Consider the following 18,822-nt stretch of genomic DNA (forward strand, 5'->3'; position numbering starts at 1 on the left):
CACGGTGACCGTCGCCGCGTCCAGGAGCAGCAGGCTCGGCCGCGCGGTGAAGGCGATCGTGCCGGTCCCCGTGCCGGCGGGCAGCGTGCCGATGGCCCAGCGCAGCGTGGTGGTGCCGTCGGTGTTCCTGCTCACGCTGCTCGAAGCGGGCCGCGTGGCCACCGAGCCGGCGGGTTGGCCTGATGCGCCGAGATGCCTACACCCCGTGCAGGGCCTTCCCGCCCGGCGAGGCTGGGAACCGCGGCAGGGTAGGTCATGAGAGGGATGCGAACCATCGCCCCGCCGCGTTCCAGCGTTCGACGGTGGGGAACCCGGATCGTCTGGCTAGGGGGCCGACATCGTCGATCGAGACAGTTGCCCAGGTGAACCAGTCGCCCGTGCGCCCGGCCTGGCGCAGCCGTAGGGTGTGAACCCCGCTCTGTGAACCCGGTGGCGAGAGTTCGGCGATCACTTTTCCTTCCGGCCTGACCAGCTCGCGCAGGCGCCGCAGGAGGACTGCCGGGTCGCCACCGATGCCGATGTTGCCGTCGACCAGGAGCGCCTCGGCCCACCACCCGGTTCCCGGAAGAGGTTCGAAGATGCACCTGTGCAGCGCCAGGCCGCCCGCGCGGCGGGTCAGCTCCACGGCCAGAGGTGTGATGTCGATGCCCAGAGAGGGAATCCCCATCCGGGTAAGCGCCACAGTCAATCTTCCTGGCCCCGAACCGACATCCAGAGTGGGTCCGCCGCATCGGGCCACAATGTGCTCGTCGCCCTCGTTGTACCGGAGCCAGCGCATGGCGGAGAGTGGCTGCATTCGGCCGTCGGCGTATTCGATTTCTACGCTTTCGCCGTTGAGAGAATCCTCGTAGAAAGCGCCGATCACGCGACTCTGCCACAGCGGCCGGTGATGGGAAAAGGGGCTGCTGGAATGTTGCCGCGACTCCCGTTGATCATGTCGCGACATTACCTCGGCAAGTCGGTGCCGATTCTTACGAAGCTGTTATGGGCGCGGAGCCGTAACGGCCTTGCAAAAACACGTCCTGCGCGCCTTGAGCGAAAAGTCAAGGTCTGGTGCATGCCTTCCGAGGGCGCAGGACACATCGGCCATATCGTGCGACTGGCTGCCCTGGGAACCGTATCTTCGGGGACCCGAACCGGTCATTTCTCGGAATGACGTCATACTTTCGTAAGGGAAGGGGCGCTGATCCCGCGTTAGCGTCCACCTATGGAGATCGACGTAGTGCTGCCCTGCCTGAATGAGGAGGCAGCCCTGCCCTGGGTGCTCGGGCGGATGCCGCCCGGCTTCCGCCCGATCGTGGTCGACAACGGTTCGACCGACGGATCCGCGAGGGTCGCGGCGGAGTTCGGCGCGATGGTGGTGACAGAGCCTCGGCCCGGATTCGGCGCTGCGTGCCACGCGGGGCTGACGGCCGCGACGGCTGACGTGGTGTGCTTCATGGACGCCGACGCGTCCCTCGATCCCGGGCAGTTGCCGCGCGTCACCGGGCCGGTCCTGGCGGGTGAGGCCGATCTGGTGCTCGGCCGCCGTGTCCTTGGGCGGGGCGCCTCCTGGCCGGTGCACGCCCGGCTCGGCAACGCCGTGCTGGCTCGGAAGCTGCGCCGCCGTACCGGTGCCGACCTGCACGATCTGGGGCCGATGCGGGCGTGCGAACGTGCCGCCCTGCTGGCCTTGGAACTGGCGGACCGCCGGTTCGGCTACCCCCTGGAGATGGTGCTTCGCGCCGGCGCGACCCACTGGCGGATCGCCGAGGTCGAGGTGGACTATCTGGCCCGTACGGGGAGGTCGAAGGTGACGGGTACGGTGCGCGGCACGCTCCGGGCGATCGGCGACATGCGCCGGGTCATGGCCGACAGGACGATATGACGTGAGGTCACACCATGTCGAGAGTGCGCAACTCCTGGTGATCGCCAAGGAGCCCGTACCGGGAAAGGTGAAGACCCGCCTGACCCCGCCCTGTACTCCGCGTGAGGCCGCGGCACTGGCCGCCGCCGCGCTGGAGGACACGTTGCGGGAGGTTGCCCGGGCCCCGGTGACCCGCCGCGTGATCGCTCTCGACGGGGCTCCTGGGGCGTGGCTGCCCGCCGGGTTCACGGTCGTTCCGCAGCGCGGCGACGGCCTGGACGAACGGCTCGCCGCCGCCTTTGACGACGCCCACCGGGCGTCGCCCATCCCGACCGTGCTCATCGGCATGGATACCCCGCAGGTGTCCGCCGGCCTGCTGGCTGGTGCCGTGTCGCTGCTCGGCGCCCATGACGCGGTGTTCGGCCCCGCGACGGACGGTGGGTTCTGGCTTCTCGGGCTGCGTGCCCCCGACCCCGATCTGCTGCTCGGCGTGCCGATGTCCGAGCCGACCACGGGAGAGATCCAGTTGAACAGACTGAGAGAGGCAGGGCTGAGTGTCGCTCGCATGCCCTGCCTGACCGATGTGGACACCATGGCGGACGCGGTCGAGGTGGCGGCCCTGGCTCCCCACTCCCGCTTCGCCGCCGCGCTCGCCGGAACGGCGGTGTTGTCGTGATGGGCGGCGAGGCGAAGGTACTGGTCACCGGCGCGGCCGGATTCATCGGGAGTCATGTGACGGAGGCACTGGAAGCGGCCGGACATGAGGTGGTCCGCCTCGACCTCAGGAGCGGCGAAGATGTGCGCGACGCCGCCGCGCTCGACCGGTCGATGGCAGGAGTCGACGTCGTCGTGCACCAAGCGGCCAAGGTCGGGCTCGGCGTGAACGTGGCCGACCTGCCGGACTACGCCTCGGTCAACGTGTACGGCACGGCCGTGCTGCTGGCCGCGATGGCCAGGCATGAGGTCGGGCGGTTGGTGCTGGCCTCCTCGATGGTGGTTTACGGCGAGGGCGCCTACGACTGTCCGAGACACGGCCGGGTACGGCCCGCGCCGCGATCCGCCGCCGCTTTGGCACGCGGTCTTTTCGAGCCCTGTTGCCTTCGGTGTGACTCGGAGGTGGTCTGCGCCACCATCAACGAGGACGCGCCGGCCGATCCGCGCAACGGGTACGCCACCAGCAAGCTGGCGCAGGAGCATCTGGCCGCCAACTGGGCGCGCGAGACCGGCGGCACGGTCGTCGCGTTGCGGTACCACAATGTGTACGGGCCCGGGATGCCTCGGGACACGCCGTACTCTGGGGTGGCGGCGATCTTCCGGTCCGCGTTGGAGGCCGGTCGAGCTCCTCGGGTGTTCGAGGACGGCGGGCAGTTGCGGGATTTCGTCCACGTCCGCGATGTCGCTCGTGCGAACGTTGCCGCGCTCTTCGGCGGCCGGCCGGGGCTACTGGCCGCGTACAACATCGCCAGTGGGGAGCCGCGCACCGTCGGTGACATGGCGCGAGCGCTGGCCACGCACCACGGCGGGCCGGAGCCGGTGACGACGGGGGAGTACCGGCTCGGCGACGTCCGGCACATCGTGGCCGCACCGCACAAGGCGGCTGCGGAGCTCGGATTCCGCGCCAGGGTCGGTTTCGACGAGGGGATGAAGGAGTTCGCCACCGCGCCTCTGGCCCGTCCGGCGTGAACTGCCGCGCGGCGGGAACGGCCGTCCTGCTGCTCGCCCTTGTCGGCACGCTCGTGGCGGCGATCGGCGAGGAAGCCGTTTCAGCGGATCGCCACGGCCTGTTCTGGCCCTACGCGCTCGCGTGGGCGATCTTCTACGCGGCGGTGTGGGCCGTGCGCGGGCTGCCGAGGCGTCAGGCGATGTCCCTGGTGATCGTCGGGGGGATCGCCGTAACCGTCACCGGCCTCCTCTCTCCCCCCGCGACCAGCACCGACTCCTACCGCTACGCCTGGGATGGACGGGTGCAGGCCGCGGGCGTCTCGCCCTACGATCACGCTCCGGCCGAGGCGGAGCTGGTGCCGCTGCGCGATTCCTGGCTCTTCCCGCGCGGTGCCGGCTGCGAGGGACCCGATCGATACCCGCTGCCATCAGCGGACCCGATGGCGCGGTGCACGCGGATCAACCGCCCCGCCGTGCACACGATCTATCCGCCCCTGGCGGAGGCGTACTTCCTTCTGGTGCACGGGCTCTCGCCCGAGGAGGCACGGCACAAGCCGCTGCAGATCGGTGGTGCGCTCCTGGCGCTCGCGACCTCGGCCGTGCTGCTGATCGCGCTCAGCAACCGGGCCGGCACCCGAGACGCCGCTCCGGCGTATACCGCCTGCTACGCGTGGTGTCCCGCCGTCCCGCTCGAACTGGTGAACAACGCCCACGTCGACGCGCTCGGCGTCCTGCTCGCGGTCATCGCCCTGACCACCGCGAACAGGCACAGGGTGCTCGGCGGCGCGCTGTTCGGCGCGGCGACCGCTGTCAAGCTGCTGCCCGCCGTCACCGTCCCCGGAGCGCTCTCCGGGCTCCTCGCGTCAGGCGGAAGGACGCCGAAGCGCCGGGTGGTCGATGCCCTGGCCGTCGTCGGCCCCGCCGCACTCGTCGTGGCGCTCGCCTACCTGCCGTACGTGCTCGTCTCGGACGGGTCGGTACTCGGATTCCTCTTCGGTTACCTGACTGAGGAAGGGTACGACGATGCCGGCAGCAGGGACCGGTACGCGTTGCTGCGGCTGGTCCTTCCCGACTCGTGGGCGTTCCACGCGGCCCTCGTCATCCTCGGGACTGTGATCTTCCATGTGCTCCGACACGGTGACGCGGATCGGCCGTGGCGAGGCGCCCTGGTGCTGACCGGGGTGGGGTTCCTCGTGTTCACGCCCGGCTATTCCTGGTACGCCGTACTTGTCGTCGCGCTGGTCGCCCTCGACGGTCGGTGGGAGTGGCTCGGCGTCCCGCTGGCGAGTGGCGCGGCCTACATGGGCACCGGCGCCGGCTTCGGGACCATCGCCTACGCCCTCGCCGCGCTGATGGTGACCGCCGGATTCGTCGCACGCGCGGTCCGTCCCCCAAACAGCGCGTACAACTCCCTGAGACTGCGAAGAGCGGCCGGACATTGCCGAACGGGTGCCGGGACGTCGCTTTGGAAGGACCGTTTTCGGTGAGGAGACCGACAGCCGACATGGGATTTCAGGGGGCTCGGTGCCGGATGCGTCGCATGGGCGCGATCGTAGAGTCAAGCCCGACAAGAAGAGCCGCCTGGCCGCGCGCCTCAGGAGATGGAGCCGGCCGCCCGGGCCGTTCCGGCCAGAATTTCGGCGCAGCCCGCTACGCGGTCCCTGGCTGACCTCGGTGCTCGGACTGATCCTGCTAGCTGGAATCACCATCGTCGCGATCATCGGGCTGATGTCGTAGGCCGCTTACGAGCCGAGACCACCGGGCAACGACACGATCCCCGGCAGGGGGCTGCTGGGCTTCTCCCTGTTCGACTGGCCCACGGACCCGGTCTGGTTGTACCGGGTCCCCCAGGGCGCGCACGTCATCGGCGGGCTGACACTGGTGCCGATCCGGAGCTGACGGGCGAATCTTGCGACGTGAGGTCAGGGGCGTGGCCGTGCCATGCCCGGCCTTGAGCTCGTCCAGCGCCTAACAAGATCGGGGCGAGGCATGGCATACATGGCTGTCGCTATTGCAGGGGGCTTCCCCCATAAACGTGGACGCCTTGGGGTGTTCGGCAATTGCAGCCCGCGGTCGATGTCTTGTCGGTCTGGCGCGGCCCGTCCTGCCTCCATGGGCGGCAGGCTCACGAGCAACGATCAGGCCGCCGGCCCCACTCTGTGGGCGCGGCTTCCGTAGCTATTCGGTGTTGCTGAGTACCGGTAGCCAGTGCTACTTTGTACCGGTAGTAAGCAGTACTGAGTAGCGGAAGTGCGGAGTTTCCCTGGGCGAGGAGGTGACGGAGATGCTCAAGGGCGTGCTGAAGGGCGTCGTCCTGGCGATCCGGCCCGGCCGGCCCACGTACGGCCACGAGATCACGGCGTGGCTCCGGGACCAGGGCTTCTCCGACATCGCCGAGACAGGCTTGTCGCCGCCCGCCTCCGTGTGCTTCGACGACTACCGCTGGTCCCGCGTAACCATCCTCGAAGGAGACCGCATGTCAAACCCCCAATGGCGAGGGGTCCTCGCCGCAGCCGCGCTTGCGCTCCCGCTCGTAGTGGCCGCCGCCCCCGTCGCGTCCGCGACGGCGAAGCCGGAGATCAAGGTCTCCGGCGGGCTCACGCAGCCGGTCTTCTCCTATCAGGACGCCATTCGCGAGCACGTCCGGGTGCAGTCACCGGTCGACAGTGACGGGGACGGCAAGAAGGATCTGGTCCGGGTGGACATCATCCGGCCGAAGGAGTCCGGTTCCGCGCTGAAGGTCCCGGTGATCATGCATGAAAGCCCGTATTACGACGTGCCAGGCGTCGGCTACGAGATCGAACACAAGAAGTATGACGCGAACGGAAACGTGACGAAGTTCCCGATGTATTGGGACAACTATTTCGTGCCGCGCGGATACGCGTTCGTGTCGGTCGACATGATCGGCACCAGGCTGTCCGATGGTTGCCCGACCACTTACGGTGCTTCCGACGTGCTGGGCGGCAAGGCGGTCGTTGACTGGCTGAACGGCCGGGCGATCGCCTATGACGACAAGGGCGATCCGGTCGAAGCCGCCTGGACCACCGGACGCACCGGGATGATCGGCCATTCCTATGAGGGAGCGCTCGGTGTCGGCGTGGCCGGCACCGGCGTGCCGGGGCTGGCGACGATCGTGAACATTTCGGGTTACACCAGCGGATACGAGACATCGCGCAACAACGGCACCGTCACCTGGTACAAGGGTGGGCAGGAGGAGCTGGCCCAGCGGGTCGACCTCGATCCGGATGAGAAATGCGCGGCGGTGCACCAGCGCCTGCGCGAGGGCTCGGACGACGCCACCGGCAACTACAACGCCTACTGGGACGAGCGCAACTACCGGACCGGGCCGATCTCGAAGGCGCGCAACGTCCGCGCCAGCGTCTTCTCGGTGATGGGCATGCAGGACCGCAACGTCGTGGGCAGCCAGTTCTCCGAGTGGTGGGCCAAGCTGCCCCGCACCGTGGAGCGCAAGGCGTGGGTGACCCAGTACGGGCACCTCGATCCGTTCTGGGCCCGCCGCGACGTGTGGCTCACCACCCTGAACAAGTGGTTCGACCACGAGCTGATGGGCGTCCCCAACGACATCATGCGTCAGCCGCGCGCCGACGTGCAGCTCGGCCCGGGCCGATGGGTCACCCAGGCCGACTGGCCTGCGTCGACGCGCACGATGACTCTGCGGCCGCAGCATGACGGTTCCCTGGGCCGTAAGCCCTCGACCGGCTCCGGCAGCTATCTCGACACCGCTCAGACCGAGATCGCGATGGCCGGCGATCCCGCCACCGCCAACCCCAACCGGCTGGCCTTCCAGACCCCGCCGCTGGAGAACGCGACGCGGCTGTCGGGGACACCATCGGTGAGCCTGCGTCTCAAGCTGGACAAGCCGACCGCCAACCTGGGCGTGCTCCTTGTCGACTACGGCACCGACACCCGCATCAACTACCGCGAACGCACCGCGACGTCCGCGGAAGGCCTCAAGTTTCTCGGCGGTGAAGACTGCGTCGGCCAGAGCACGGCCGATGACGACGGCTGCTACCTCAAGGCCGGCGACAACACGGCGACCTCCGGCTTCCACGTGGTCACCCGCGGCATCCTGGACGCGCAGAACCACAAGTCGCTCAGCCGCCAGGAGCCGCTGACCCCAGGCAAGTCGTACCAGATCACCTGGAAGACGCTGCCGCTGGACTACGAGTTCAAGGCCGGACACCGGCTGGGCCTGGTGCTGACCGGCGCAAACGACGACTTCAACCTCGACGTAACCGGCAACGGCAGCGGGGACGATGCCGAACCCGGCACCGGGGCCAAGGTCACCGTCGACCTGGCCGGTACATCGATCTCGCTGCCGCTGGTCACCGGCACGTCCACCGAGTAACACCTAGCTAGTACTGCGTCCATCAAAGGGGGTAGGCGAACCGTCGGCGTAGCGGTGGCGGTGCGGTCGCTGAACTCCCGGCCGAACAGCCAGATGGCGATCAGCCCGTAAATGCCCAGGCCGCCGACCGCTACGGCTTGGGCGAGCAGGGCGAGGTAGCCGGGCCAGTCGGCGGTGGCGCCCGACAGCTGGGCCTCGCCGCCGAGCAGGCCGACCCCGTCCGGGCGCGGACGGGGTCGGCCAGGATGAACATGAACATCCCGCACACCAGCGCGGCGATGGTGAAGGCCGGCGCGTTGATCCAGGGCAGACGGCTGCGCCGTACCTTCAGGAGCTCGGCCCACAGTGCCTCACGCATGTCCGTTTCCCTCTTCGGTCATCTGCGTGACCACCGTCACCGACACGCTCACGAGGTATCCGCGACCCTCGACCACGTGCCACACGGGGACGCCTCGGACTGGGGGCGTTCCGGCCGCGTCCGGACACCACACGAGACGGCTGAGCCCGCTCGGCCCAGATGATCGGCCTGCCGCCACGCAGTCCGGCCGTCCTGGACGCCCTTCGCTCGCCTCATTTCCGCCGGAACCGCGAGATGGCGATCGCACAGAGTGTGACGACGGTCAGGAGCACCAGCCCGCCGACCAACGGCGCGTCGCGGGGATAGTGAGGCAGGTGCGCCTGCAGTGCGAGAGGGGCGACAGGGACTGTGCCGACGCCCCAGAGGGACACACCTCGGCGGTAGCGACATCCCGAAATGATGACCATCACAACCTCTTGACTCGTCATGACGGCAAGCGGCGGTAACGGCGTCATGCCCGGCCTGACCATCTTCATGCCCGTCGCCGGGACGGTACGGTCACTGGCTCCGGCCTACTTTTGGTGCTGACTCAACCTTCGCGGCGAGAGGACATTTCGGGAGTGTAAGAACAACGGTTCAACTCCTGATCAAGGAGAACGCTCGCCCAGCCGAACAGCATGCCGAACGCCGTCCAGAAGACCGACTGGGGGCCGATCGCGGCAAGCCGGAACTCCCATGGCAGCGTGGCGGAACCCTTCGGGCGCCCCGTTGACCGTCGGCAGCAGCCACCACGCGGCGACGGCGGGTATGAGGAAGGCGACCACATGCCGGAGCGCGTCCGACGGAAACGCCGAGAATTCTACCGTGTCGAGTAAGCAGATTTAGCAAGCGTTGGCAAGTCGACCGCATATCGGTAGTTACGTTGGGCATCGAGCGATGGGAGGATCTGGTGCCATGAATGTTGCCCGCGAGATACGTGACCGATATACAGCCGCGTTCAACGCTCACGACATGGAGGCGCTACTTCGCACCTTTAGCCCGACTGGGGTCTCCATCAGCCCTGAAGGAGTGTCTCAGGGGCATGCCGAGCTGGCCTCCTATCTGGAGGAGTTCTGGGCGGCATTCCCCGACGTCCAGGCGGTGATCATGGAGTCCTTCGAAAGTGAATCCACAACCGTTGACGAGCTCCTTATGGTAGGCACACATAGGGGGCCGTATGTCCTGGCCGACGGACAGGTGGTTTCCGCGACGGGTCGCGCCATCCGGTTGCGATGCTGTTATGTCTGCACAGTGGAAGACGGGCTCATGGCGAGTTTGCGCCTGTATTTTGATCAATTGGAGCTGCTCGCCCAGCTCTCCTGCTCCGTGACTTTGCCTGGTGCTTAGCGGATTGTTTGATTTGGTGATCGCACGGCATGCTGCGGTCCCGGGTGACTTTCAGGCTGGGCTTGGCTCGCGGGACGAGGGTGGCCTGCATGATGAGCACGGTGCCCGATGAGGGCGGTGGCGTGGACGGTCTTCCACGCCTTCGACGTCGTGACGGCGCTTGGTCGGCGATCCGGAGCGGCGGCGTCGACGGCAACATCGCCTCCGAGGCCATCTCGAGAAGATGTGGCTACGGACCATGGCCATCAGGCCCACCTGGATCGACATCTCCCCATGCAGCGCCCGGATCCTGGTCGTGGAGACCACGCTCACCGTCCAGTCGATCTTCCCGGCGGCGGCCGTCCGCCTCTGCAACGCGGTCAGGATCTTGGCCCAGGTGCCATCACGTCACCAGCGGCGGAACCGGCCGTACTCGGTGGACCAAGGTGTGTACAACGCGGGGACGTCCCGCCACGGCGCATCCGTCCGCATCCGCCACTGGCCGGCGATGTCGGCGAGGGTTGCGCCGCCATGGCCGGCGCCGCTGTCAGTCATGGGGACACGGCGTGTAGGTCCTTGGCCCCGTCGTGCCACTCGATGTCTGACCTGCGCAGCACGCGCAGTGCGATCCAGCCGTGGCCAGCCAGGTGCAGCAGGGCGCCGGTGGACTGCACGACGGACGCCTGCGCCATGGTGACGAACGGCACGACGGTGCCCGCGAGCGCGGCGACCGGCCCCCACCAGGGCGCGACCTTGACCGCGGCCGGCGTGAACCGCCTCACCGATGGACCCGCCACCGGCGACCTCCCTGTGAGCCGCGGCCTGCTCGCCCGGTCGCGGCCCCTCGGCCGGGCCGATGCGGCCGCTCTCCTCGTCCGCCCCGAGCCGCACCACGGTCAACGTCGGCGGCTGAACCACGACCCCGTCCGGTGCCGCTGAAGACCGGATCACGTGACAGGGGACCCGCGAAGATCACGTTGAGGCTGGCTGTTCGGCCAGGCGGCTCATCTCCAAGGCAGCACGGTAGTCGGGCAGCGTGATGGAGTCGGCCTTCTGGGCCGCCTTGGCCATCAGGCTCCGCAGAGGGCGGGAGGTCATCACCTTGACCGACAGGTCGCGCATCCGGATGGCCATGCGGCTCTGGGGCAGGAGGCCGCTCACGCCGCCCGGCGGCAGCTTCTGGCATGCGGTCACGTACGGGCGCATCCTCTCCTCGTAGCGGACGAAAGCCGGATCGTGCTCGCCCCGGGCCGAGGCCAGTTCGCCGGCCAGCACGTACGCACCGACCATCGCCATGGCGGTGCCATTGCCGGAGAGCGGGGAGCCGCAGTAGGCGGCGTCGCCGAGCAGGGCGACGCGGCCGCAGGAGTAGTGCGGCAGGTGGACCTGGCTGATCGTGTCGAAGAAGAAGTCGTTCGCGTGGGCATGGTGGCCAGGAGCTGTGGCGTGTGCCAGCCCATGTCGGAGAAGCGATCGGTGAGGATCTGCTGCTGTTGGGCGCGGTTGTGGCGGTCGTAGACGAGGTGAGCCGCCAGGTAGGACAGGGCCTTGGCGAAGGCGGCGTCGTGGTCGCCGGCCAGTTCCTCGTCGCTGAGGACGCCGGGAACGGACAGATGCGGAGGGATGCCGGTCACGTCGAAGGACGTCCCGTCCCGGGTCAGGAAACGCTCGTTGGGCAGCGCGAAGCTCCACCCGTTGGGCAGCTTCCGCCACAGGAAGTCGGAGAAGGCCCCTTGGGTGTTCTCCCCGATGCGCTCGGGCCGGGGCGTCCGTCCCGTCATGGCCTGGGTGAAGGTCTCGCCTGCGCTGATGGTCAGGCTGCTGGTGAGCATGGCGACCGGGCCCGTGTACACCGGGGCGGACGCCGGCCTCACCGGCACGGGCTGGGGGCGGGTGAACCCGGACGGGGCGCCGGGGCTGTTGCGGGCCTGCTTGGCGTAGGCCAGGTACGGCCTGCCGGTGAGCCTGGAGGCCAGCCGCAGGCCGAGCGCGTCGTAGCCGCCGAGGTTGATCCGGACATCGAGGATGAGACCCCGCAGCCGGTCGGGCCCCGAGGTGCGGGACGCGGTGAAGATCTCGTCGAGCGCCCGGTCCAGCTCGGCCGCATTGGGGTCGAAGCCGCCGTCGGCGTAGCCGTCGAACGCGCCCAGCCGCAGATAGCCCAGCCCGCCGGGGAGGTCGGCGTACCCGATCACGCCTCGTCCCCACTGTTTCAGGGGTTGGTGGGTGGCGTTCGTCTCGATGAACTTCTGGACCCGTGCGTTGAAGGCCAGGAAGGCCGGTATCCCGTCCAGCTGTCGGGTGCCCGGCCGCAACGGCCTGGCGAACTGCCTGCCGCCGGCGAGGAGGGCGGTGTGCGCGTCGCCGAGCTCCTTGAGGATGTCGCGCAGGACGGCGAACAGCTCCTCGTCCCCGGTGTTCGAACTGACCTTGGGACGGTACCGGTCACGTACGGCTCGCCAGTCGACGCCCTTGGTGGCGAAGAAGGGGTAGTTCTCGGCGAAGGTCGTCCAGAAGACGTCGAACACCCTCACCGGGTCGCCGGACGTGGGGGTGGAACAGGCCCCGGGCAGGCGGGGCAGCCTCCGCAGGCCGATGGCGCCGACGCTGCCCGGATACCGCAGCCGCGCCCGGCCGGACCCCCGCGTCTGGACGATGATCCGCCGGCCGCCTTCCCGGGCCGTGAAGGACGCCGAGTCGCGCGTCGCCGCTGTCTGTTCCGCCGACAGCACGCCCGGCAGGCAGCTGATCGCCGTCGTGTCGTAGGTGGTGAGCCTTCCCTGGCCGATGCTGACGACGGTGCCGTAACCGTCGGCCTGCCAGAGTCCGTCCAGCGGTTGCCGCCGTGCGGCGGCGTCGGCGGGCGGCGCGGCGGCCTGTCCCGCCACGACGATGCCCAGCGCGGCCAGTACGGCGGCCAGCCGCCGGGACGTCCGCCCGCGCCTCATGTCCCTGTTGTCGTTCAGGGTGTTCACAGTGTTCACGGTGTCGTTCACGGGATCCGACGCTAGGCAAGGCTCCCGGCCGGGCACATCACACCACGGAGCCGTCCGGACCCGTCATACCTTCGGGCCAACCGGCCCGCGCGTCATACCCAGGGCGGAGACCCAAGGTCAGCTGCAGGGCCGATCCCTTCACGAGGGCCGACGGCTACGGTGATGGCATGTCGCGCGCCTTCACCCCGGCCCCGGCCGGAACCGCGGTCGTGCCCGCGCTCCGGTTCGGGAGAGTGCGGGCCGTCGCGCCCTGGGTGATCGCCGGCTTCATGTTCGCCATGAACGTGGGCATGCTCGCCACCGTCTACGACGCTCCGGTCGAGCTGACGGTGGCGCTCGCGGCGGCCTGCGCGGCTCCGGTGACGTTCTGCCGGCGCCGGCCGGTCACCGCCTGGCTGCTGATCTACATCGGGATGCTGGTCACGCCGCCGCTGGTCTCGCCGCCGCCGGAGAACAACCCGTGGCCGTGGCTGCCGATGCCGGTGGTCGCCTATCTGATCGTGCTGTTCGCGCTGGCGCAGCACCGGCCGCGATGGATGCTGGCGGCGGTGTGGGCGCTGTCCCTGCTCGGCGCGCTGGCAGACGTGTCCCTGGTGCCCATGTCGTCCACGAGCCCGGCCGTGGCGCTGCAGCTGGTGGCGGCCGTCGTGCCGGTGCCGCTGATCGTCGGCGACAACCTGCGCTGGCGCCGCCTGGCCCAGGCGCGGGTCGCCGAGCAGGAGCAGGTCAGCGCGGCCGAGCGGGCCCGGCGCGAGCTGCTGGAGGAACGGACCGCAATCGCCAGGGAGATGCACGACGTGGTGGCGCACCACATGTCGGTGATCGCCGTCCAGGCCGCCAGCGCGGCGCGCAGGCTCGGCGGGGTGCCGGCCGACGCCGAGCGGGAGTTCGACTCCATCGGCGCGGCGGCGCGGCAGTCACTGGCCGAGATGCGGCGCCTGCTGGGCGTGCTGCGCAGCGACGACGCGATGCCGCCGCGTGCCCCGCTGCCCGGCCTCGACCAGCTGAGTGTGCTGGCGGACAGCGCCAGGCGGGCCGGGACACCCGTCGAGCTGACCGTGCGGGGCCTGCCCGCGCACGTGCCGCCGGGGACGGAGCTGCCGGTCTACCGGATCGTGCAGGAGGCGCTCAGCAACGTGATCCGGCACGCGCCGGGAGCCGCCACGGCCGTGGCGGTCACCGGGAACGGGACCGGGCTGCGGGTCGTGGTGGAGAACGCGCCGCCCGCGGGCGCGGCCCGCGCGCTCGCCGAGCCCGCAGGCACCGGTCACGGGCTGGCCGGGATGCGCGAACGTGCCGCCATGACGGGCGGCGTGCTGCTGACCGGGCCGACGCCACGGGGCGGGTTCCGGGTCGAGCTGACGTTGCCCCTGGTGCGGGCGGGAGACGAGGAGGAACACGCGTGACGATCCGGGTGCTCGTCGCCGATGACCACGCGATGGTCCGGGCGGGCTTCGGCGCCCTGCTGGCCGCCGAACACGACATCGAGGTCGTCGGCGACGCGGCCGACGGCGAGCAGGCGGTGGCCGAGGCGAGGCGACTGCGGCCTGACGTCGTCCTCATGGACGTCCGCATGCCCGGCATGGACGGACTGCGGGCGGCCCGGCTGCTCCTGGCGCCGCCCGGCGGGCAGTACCGGCCGCGCGTGGTGATGCTCACCACCTTCGACCTGGACGACTACGTCTACGAGGCGCTGCGCGCGGGTGCCAGCGGATTCCTGCTGAAGGAGGCGCCGCCCGCCGACCTGGTCTCGGCGGTGCGGGTGGTGGCGGCCGGGGACGCCTTGCTGGCCCCCTCGGTGACCCGGCGTCTCATCGAGGAGATCGCCCGGTGCAGGCCCGTCCTGCCCGGCGCCGCTCCCCGGGTGCGGTCGCTGACCGAGCGGGAGTCCGAGGTGCTCCTCCACGTGGCCCGTGGCCTGTCCAACGCCGAGATCGCCGCAGCCCTGGTCGTCGCCGAGCAGACCGTCAAAACACACATCGGCCGCATCCTGACCAAACTCGATCTGCGCGACCGCGCCCAGGCGATCGTCTTCGCCTACGAAAGCGGCCTCGTCGTCCCCCGCTCCGACCTCCCCGCCCGCTGACCAGCCTCCGGAGAATATCGAGCATGAGCAACCCTTGACCCAGATGAGCGAGGGCCGCCGACCACGCCATCGACTTCTGACCCAAGGATCCTCCACTCATGCTGTTCACCAAGACCCTGGCCGCGCTCACCCTCGCCTTCACCGCCGTCCCCGCCCAAGGCGGTACGACGCAGCCCCGCTGGACGGGCGCCTGGGCGGCAGCCGTCCAGCAGCCCTCACCCGGCGGGCTGCCGTGGTCGTCCAACTGGTCGGAGCGGGGCTTCGAACGCCAGTCCGTCCGTCAGGTGCTCCGCGTCACCGGGCCGGGAGCCGCGCTCCGCATCACCGTCTCCAACCGGTACGGCACCGCGCCTCTCACCGTGAACGGGGCGACGATCGGCAAGGCCTCGACCGGCGCCGCCGTACGTCCTGGCACTCTGCGCGCCGTCACCTTCTCCCGGCGCGCGGACGCCGTGGTCAAGGCCGGCCAGGAGCTGGTCAGCGACCCGATCCCGCTCCCGCTGCAGGCGCTCGACCGGCTGGCCGTCACCCTCTACTTCCATGGCGCGACCGGACCCGCCACCTTCCACGACATCTCCTCGGCCACCAGCTACCGGGCGTCCGGCGACCACCGGTTCGACCCGCGCGGCACCGCCTTCACCGACACCACCCAGTCGTGGTACTTCCTCAGCGGCGTCGACGTGCTCGGCGCCTCAGCCCGCGGCGCGGTGGTGACCTTCGGCGACTCGGTCACCGACGGCACCGGCTCCACCCCGGACGCTGACAACCGCTACCCCGACCAGCTCGCCGAGCGCCTCGTCGGCTCCGGCACCCGGCTGACCGTCCTGAACAGCGGGATCTCCGGCAACCGGGTCCTCCACGACCACCCGCTCTTCGGCGAACGCGCCCTCGCCCGCTTCCAGCGGGACGTGCTCGACAAGCCGGGCGTGCGAACGGTGATCGTGATGGAGGGCATCAATGACATCACTTGTCGTGACCCCGACGTCACCGCCGATCAGATCATCGCGGGACACCGCGAGTTGATCCGGCGCGCCCACGCCCGGGGGATCCGCGTCGTCGGTGGCACCATCATGCCGTTCAAGGGCAACCCGTGGCTCTACCCCGACGGTACGGCTGAGCCGTACGGTCTGGAGCAGGTCCGCGACCAGGTCAACGCCTGGATCAGGACCGGCGGCGAGTACGACGCCGTGGCCGACTTCGAACGCGCCCTCGTCGCCCCGGACGACCCCGACCGGCTGCGCCCGGAGTTCAACGTCCGCGACGGCCAAGAGGGCGACTGGCTCCACCCGAACGACGCGGGCCTGAACGCGATGGCGGAGACCATCGACCTGAACGCACTGTAGGACCGTGGCCCCGCCGGCCACGCGCAGCGGTTCGACAAGACACCCGGCAGCCGGGTCGTCCGTGGCACATCCGGCCTTGTCCGCCAGCGGGGCGGGGTGTGGCCGTCGCAGTGCGCGGGATCCCGCCTACCGGGCTGAGCCCTCGTCTCCGAGAGCGGAGTGTCATCGCAGGTCGGCGACCTCCGGGCGATTCTTCCGCGCGATCATGAGGGCCTCGGGGAAGCCGGGGCCGTGGACGACGTGGATCTGCGCGAGGTCGGTGACCTCCCCGCAGGTGTCGCAGGTGGTCTGCTCGGTGATCGCCCCATCGCAACCGGTGTGCCGGTACAGAATGGGCGGGCCGCCGGGCGCCGCCCATCGATCACCCCACTCCGTCAGCGCGATGATCACGGGTGCCAGGTCGAGTCCCTTCCGGGTCGCGGCATAGGCGCCGCGATCGGGGTGTTCCTTGCTCGATCGGCGTTCGAGGACGCCCGCGTCGACCAGGCTGTCCAAGCGTTTGGCCAGGATGTTGGTCGCGATGCCCAGGCGCTGGAAGTCGGCGAACCGGGTCGCCCCGGCGAACAACACGTCGCGCACGATCAGCAGGCTCCATCGCTCGCCGATGACCTCCAGTGCCCTGGCGGCCGAGCACACCTGCGTGTCATAGGTCCTGCCCAGCATGGCGACCCCACCTCTCCGAGGAGCACTTGCGTCATGCAAGGCTACCCCACTAGCCTCGCTTGCATCACGCAAGTGAGCGCTCGTATGCCGGACGGCGACATGGCCGCGACCAGGGGACCCGCCTGTCCATCCGGAAGAACAATCATGTGGAGGTCACCAATGAGTGGATTGCTGCTCAAGGACAAGAACGCTGTGATCTACGGAGGCGGCGGCGCCATCGGCGGCGCCATTGCACGGGTCTTCGCCCGGGAGGGCGCGAGGGTCTTCATCGCCGGACGGACACGGGCGAAGCTCGACGCCGTGGCGCGTGACATCGCCGCCGCGGGCGGAAAGGTCGAGACCGCCCAGGTCGACGTGCTCGACCAGGAGGCGGTCGACAAGCACGCCGACGCGGTCGCGGCGACGGCCGGCGGCATCGACATCGCCGTGAACGCCGTGAGTGTCCAGCACGACCAGGGGACTTCGCTGGCGGATCTATCGCTGGAGGAGTTCATGCGGCCGATCGACGGCTTCTTGCGGACGCTCTTCATCACCAGCAAGGCTGTGGCCCGGCACATGGGGGGCGAGCGTCCCGGTGTGATCCTGACGCTGTCGGAGCCGGGTGCCAAGCTGGCCGTCGGCGGCATCTTGGGGCACGCCGTGAGCGCGGCCGGCAAGGAGGCGTTCTCCCGGGTTCTGGCCGCGGAGCTGGCACCGAGCAACGTCCGGGTCATCGGCATCCGTCCGCACGCTGTCGTCGACGCGCCGGCAGCCGGTTCCTACACCAAGGAGCTCTTCGAGCAGGCCGCGGCAGCGGCCGGGCAGTCGGTCCAGGAGATGCTCGAAGGCGGGGCGATGGCGCAGGGGACGCTGCTCAAGAGGCTTCCGACGCTCTCCGAGATCGCGGAGACGGCCGCGTTCCTGGCTTCGGATCGAGCGGGGGCCATGACCGGCACGATCGCCAATCTGACCAGCGGCGCGATCGTCGACTGAGCTCAGCCTCGCCAGGACGTACGCCGGGCGGCGAGCGCGGTCACAGGACCGGCGGGGGCAGGCTCGGCGCGTTCGCCGGCCCCGAGACGGGGGCCGCTTTCCGGATCATCGAGCCTGAGGACGCAACTCGCCGGCGGCACGGACATGGCGCTGCCTGGCGCGTCGTGCGGTGCCGTGCCAGTCGGCCATGTCCTGCGTTGGACGCGACGGCAGATCGGTGGTGGAGCCGCCATCCCGGGGAGCGATGTCAGGACGCCGCGCGTTCACCAGCGGTTTGCTGACCAATTTGCTGAACCCGAAGGCGGGCACCTTCACCATCGCCCTCCTCCCTCAGTTCATCGATCCGCGACTGGACCAGGTCTGGCCGCAGATCGCGATCCTCGGCGCACGGAGATCCCCGTTCGGCCGGGCGCTCGGGCGGCGAGCGCGCCGATCAAGGGCTGGTGTGCTCGCCCGTCAGGCTTTCGAAGCAGGGACGCAGGAGCTCGATGATGTCGTCGGCGGAGGCATCGGCGAGCGCGCTCAGCTTGAGAAGGTGACGGTCGATGACCACGCCGGTGATGATGGCCGTGACCAGGGCCGCCCGCAGGTCCGCGTTCCGGTGCGGGATGGCCTCGCCGACCGGGACAGCCAGGCACGCCCGCTGTCGCGGAAGTCGTCACCGGCGCCGGCGTGGGTGAGTACGGAACGCAACAGCGCCGGCGACGCTGCCGGTTCGTCGTCGAGGCGTCTGCGCAGCATCGAGAGCAGCGCTTCGGCGGGCTCGCCGGGCGGCAGTTCGTGGGTTTCGACCTGGACGGCCTGCGTGAAGAGCTGTTCCTTGGAGCCGAAGTAGTGCATCACCAGGCCGGCGTTGACCCCGGCCGCGGCGGCGACGGCGCGAATGGTGTGTTCCGGGTCCGCGACGGCCAGGTGGTGTCCTACCGGGACTACATCAACCCGCTCCCACTCATGAAGGTGCTGGAGTCCCATGACGCGTGAACCGCTGGCACGACCAGATGGCGAGCTTCTCGCTGGCCCGGCGACCGGTGAGCTCCCCTGCCGGGTCCCGTGGGTGTGCGCCGCGGTCTTCCGGCCACCGGGGTTGCCGGACTATCATTGACGCCGCGCGCGCGGATCCCCGCGATCTTTCAGAAAATCTGAAAGATCCGGTGCAGAACTCCTCGATGGACGCGTGCTCTCGCTCGCCAACAGACTCCCTTCCTGAGATCCACAGCGGACC

The 18,822-nt window shown here is 69.6% G+C and carries 19 protein-coding genes and 1 pseudogene; 10 read left to right on the forward strand and 10 right to left on the reverse strand.

The window, feature by feature from the left end; genetic code table 11:
• Positions 1-253: 253 nt before the first annotated feature.
• Complete coding sequence (locus ACWCSU_RS42500; protein WP_449942236.1) at positions 254-865, reverse strand: class I SAM-dependent methyltransferase; 612 nt, start codon at positions 863-865, stop codon at positions 254-256.
• A gap of 342 nt (positions 866-1,207) precedes the next feature.
• On the opposite strand from ACWCSU_RS42500, the gene ACWCSU_RS42505 reads away from it, so the two are divergent.
• From ACWCSU_RS42505 to ACWCSU_RS42525, 5 genes are all read left to right on the forward strand, one after another.
• Positions 1,208-1,867, forward strand: a complete 660-nt coding sequence (locus ACWCSU_RS42505) for a glycosyltransferase family 2 protein (RefSeq protein ID WP_449942237.1) — start codon at positions 1,208-1,210, stop codon at positions 1,865-1,867.
• A gap of 1 nt (position 1,868) precedes the next feature.
• Positions 1,869-2,522, forward strand: a complete 654-nt coding sequence (locus ACWCSU_RS42510; protein ID WP_449942239.1) for a TIGR04282 family arsenosugar biosynthesis glycosyltransferase — start codon at positions 1,869-1,871, stop codon at positions 2,520-2,522.
• A complete protein-coding gene (locus ACWCSU_RS42515; RefSeq protein ID WP_449942350.1) occupies positions 2,522-3,529 on the forward strand; it encodes an NAD-dependent epimerase/dehydratase family protein in 1,008 nt (335 codons plus the stop codon). The genes ACWCSU_RS42510 and ACWCSU_RS42515 overlap by 1 nt, the downstream gene beginning before the upstream one ends.
• 53 nt (positions 3,530-3,582) lie before the next feature.
• A complete protein-coding gene (locus tag ACWCSU_RS42520; protein WP_449942240.1) occupies positions 3,583-4,995 on the forward strand; it encodes a glycosyltransferase family 87 protein in 1,413 nt (470 codons plus the stop codon).
• A gap of 797 nt (positions 4,996-5,792) precedes the next feature.
• Positions 5,793-7,877 carry a CocE/NonD family hydrolase gene (locus ACWCSU_RS42525; protein ID WP_449942241.1) on the forward strand — a complete coding sequence of 695 codons (2,085 nt, stop codon included), beginning with the start codon at positions 5,793-5,795 and terminating at the stop codon, positions 7,875-7,877.
• 130 nt (positions 7,878-8,007) lie between these two features.
• Here the strand turns inward: ACWCSU_RS42525 and ACWCSU_RS42530 are convergent, their stop codons facing one another.
• Positions 8,008-8,235: a hypothetical protein gene (locus tag ACWCSU_RS42530; protein ID WP_449942242.1), complete on the reverse strand. Its 228-nt coding sequence runs from the start codon at positions 8,233-8,235 to the stop codon at positions 8,008-8,010.
• 894 nt (positions 8,236-9,129) lie between these two features.
• On the opposite strand from ACWCSU_RS42530, the gene ACWCSU_RS42535 reads away from it, so the two are divergent.
• Entirely contained in the window at positions 9,130-9,561 is a 432-nt protein-coding gene (locus ACWCSU_RS42535) for an ester cyclase (protein WP_449942243.1), read from the forward strand.
• Positions 9,562-9,948: 387 nt separating this feature from the next.
• On the opposite strand, the gene ACWCSU_RS42540 is transcribed toward ACWCSU_RS42535, so the two are convergent.
• The 4 genes from ACWCSU_RS42540 to ACWCSU_RS42555 form a co-directional block, all read right to left on the reverse strand.
• Complete coding sequence (locus ACWCSU_RS42540; RefSeq protein WP_449942245.1) at positions 9,949-10,095, reverse strand: transposase; 147 nt, start codon at positions 10,093-10,095, stop codon at positions 9,949-9,951.
• Complete coding sequence (locus tag ACWCSU_RS42545; RefSeq protein ID WP_449942246.1) at positions 10,092-10,322, reverse strand: hypothetical protein; 231 nt, start codon at positions 10,320-10,322, stop codon at positions 10,092-10,094. The genes ACWCSU_RS42540 and ACWCSU_RS42545 overlap by 4 nt, the downstream gene beginning before the upstream one ends.
• 190 nt (positions 10,323-10,512) lie before the next feature.
• The gene (locus tag ACWCSU_RS42550) at positions 10,513-10,746 is read right to left on the reverse strand and encodes a hypothetical protein (protein WP_449942248.1); all 234 of its coding nucleotides are present in this window, start codon (positions 10,744-10,746) and stop codon (positions 10,513-10,515) included.
• Entirely contained in the window at positions 10,731-12,536 is a 1,806-nt protein-coding gene (locus tag ACWCSU_RS42555) for a S41 family peptidase (RefSeq protein ID WP_449942249.1), read from the reverse strand. Before ACWCSU_RS42555 ends, ACWCSU_RS42550 begins: the two co-directional genes overlap by 16 nt.
• Before the next feature lie 167 nt (positions 12,537-12,703).
• Here ACWCSU_RS42555 and ACWCSU_RS42560 point away from each other — a divergent pair, with 167 nt between their 5' ends.
• The 3 genes from ACWCSU_RS42560 (at position 12,704) to ACWCSU_RS42570 (ending at position 15,965) form a co-directional block, all read left to right on the forward strand.
• On the forward strand, positions 12,704-13,942 hold the full coding sequence (locus ACWCSU_RS42560) for a sensor histidine kinase (protein ID WP_449942250.1): 1,239 nt from the start codon (positions 12,704-12,706) through the stop codon (positions 13,940-13,942).
• Complete coding sequence (locus ACWCSU_RS42565; RefSeq protein ID WP_449942251.1) at positions 13,939-14,622, forward strand: response regulator; 684 nt, start codon at positions 13,939-13,941, stop codon at positions 14,620-14,622. Before ACWCSU_RS42560 ends, ACWCSU_RS42565 begins: the two co-directional genes overlap by 4 nt.
• Before the next feature lie 98 nt (positions 14,623-14,720).
• Positions 14,721-15,965 carry an SGNH/GDSL hydrolase family protein gene (locus ACWCSU_RS42570; protein ID WP_449942252.1) on the forward strand — a complete coding sequence of 415 codons (1,245 nt, stop codon included), beginning with the start codon at positions 14,721-14,723 and terminating at the stop codon, positions 15,963-15,965.
• 162 nt (positions 15,966-16,127) lie between these two features.
• Here ACWCSU_RS42570 and ACWCSU_RS42575 read toward each other — a convergent pair whose 3' ends face one another.
• Positions 16,128-16,628, reverse strand: a complete 501-nt coding sequence (locus ACWCSU_RS42575; RefSeq protein WP_449942253.1) for a winged helix-turn-helix transcriptional regulator — start codon at positions 16,626-16,628, stop codon at positions 16,128-16,130.
• A 168-nt stretch (positions 16,629-16,796) separates the two neighbouring features.
• Here ACWCSU_RS42575 and ACWCSU_RS42580 point away from each other — a divergent pair, with 168 nt between their 5' ends.
• Positions 16,797-17,600 carry an SDR family NAD(P)-dependent oxidoreductase gene (locus ACWCSU_RS42580; RefSeq protein ID WP_449942254.1) on the forward strand — a complete coding sequence of 268 codons (804 nt, stop codon included), beginning with the start codon at positions 16,797-16,799 and terminating at the stop codon, positions 17,598-17,600.
• 105 nt (positions 17,601-17,705) lie between these two features.
• On the opposite strand, the gene ACWCSU_RS42585 is transcribed toward ACWCSU_RS42580, so the two are convergent.
• The 3 genes and pseudogenes from ACWCSU_RS42585 to ACWCSU_RS42595 all read right to left on the reverse strand — a co-directional run.
• Positions 17,706-17,918: a hypothetical protein gene (locus tag ACWCSU_RS42585; protein ID WP_449942255.1), complete on the reverse strand. Its 213-nt coding sequence runs from the start codon at positions 17,916-17,918 to the stop codon at positions 17,706-17,708.
• Positions 17,919-18,033: 115 nt separating this feature from the next.
• Entirely contained in the window at positions 18,034-18,234 is a 201-nt protein-coding gene (locus tag ACWCSU_RS42590; RefSeq protein WP_449942351.1) for a TetR/AcrR family transcriptional regulator, read from the reverse strand.
• A gap of 209 nt (positions 18,235-18,443) precedes the next feature.
• A pseudogene (locus tag ACWCSU_RS42595) lies at positions 18,444-18,572 on the reverse strand (hypothetical protein); the annotation flags it as partial.
• Positions 18,573-18,822 lie beyond the last annotated feature (250 nt).

Source organism: Nonomuraea sp. NPDC001699 (genome assembly GCF_053596455.1).

Coding starts and splice junctions, on each gene's coding strand:
- ACWCSU_RS42540 (WP_449942245.1), bottom strand. CDS start 10,095: ATGACTGACAGCGGCGCCGGCCATGGCGGCGCAACCCTCGCCGACATC.
- ACWCSU_RS42570 (WP_449942252.1), top strand. CDS start 14,721: ATGCTGTTCACCAAGACCCTGGCCGCGCTCACCCTCGCCTTCACCGCC.
- ACWCSU_RS42505 (WP_449942237.1), top strand. CDS start 1,208: ATGGAGATCGACGTAGTGCTGCCCTGCCTGAATGAGGAGGCAGCCCTG.
- ACWCSU_RS42525 (WP_449942241.1), top strand. CDS start 5,793: ATGCTCAAGGGCGTGCTGAAGGGCGTCGTCCTGGCGATCCGGCCCGGC.
- ACWCSU_RS42535 (WP_449942243.1), top strand. CDS start 9,130: ATGAATGTTGCCCGCGAGATACGTGACCGATATACAGCCGCGTTCAAC.
- ACWCSU_RS42530 (WP_449942242.1), bottom strand. CDS start 8,235: ATGCGTGAGGCACTGTGGGCCGAGCTCCTGAAGGTACGGCGCAGCCGT.
- ACWCSU_RS42560 (WP_449942250.1), top strand. CDS start 12,704: ATGTCGCGCGCCTTCACCCCGGCCCCGGCCGGAACCGCGGTCGTGCCC.
- ACWCSU_RS42585 (WP_449942255.1), bottom strand. CDS start 17,918: ATGGTGAAGGTGCCCGCCTTCGGGTTCAGCAAATTGGTCAGCAAACCG.
- ACWCSU_RS42575 (WP_449942253.1), bottom strand. CDS start 16,628: ATGCTGGGCAGGACCTATGACACGCAGGTGTGCTCGGCCGCCAGGGCA.
- ACWCSU_RS42550 (WP_449942248.1), bottom strand. CDS start 10,746: ATGCGCCCGTACGTGACCGCATGCCAGAAGCTGCCGCCGGGCGGCGTG.
- ACWCSU_RS42515 (WP_449942350.1), top strand. CDS start 2,522: ATGGGCGGCGAGGCGAAGGTACTGGTCACCGGCGCGGCCGGATTCATC.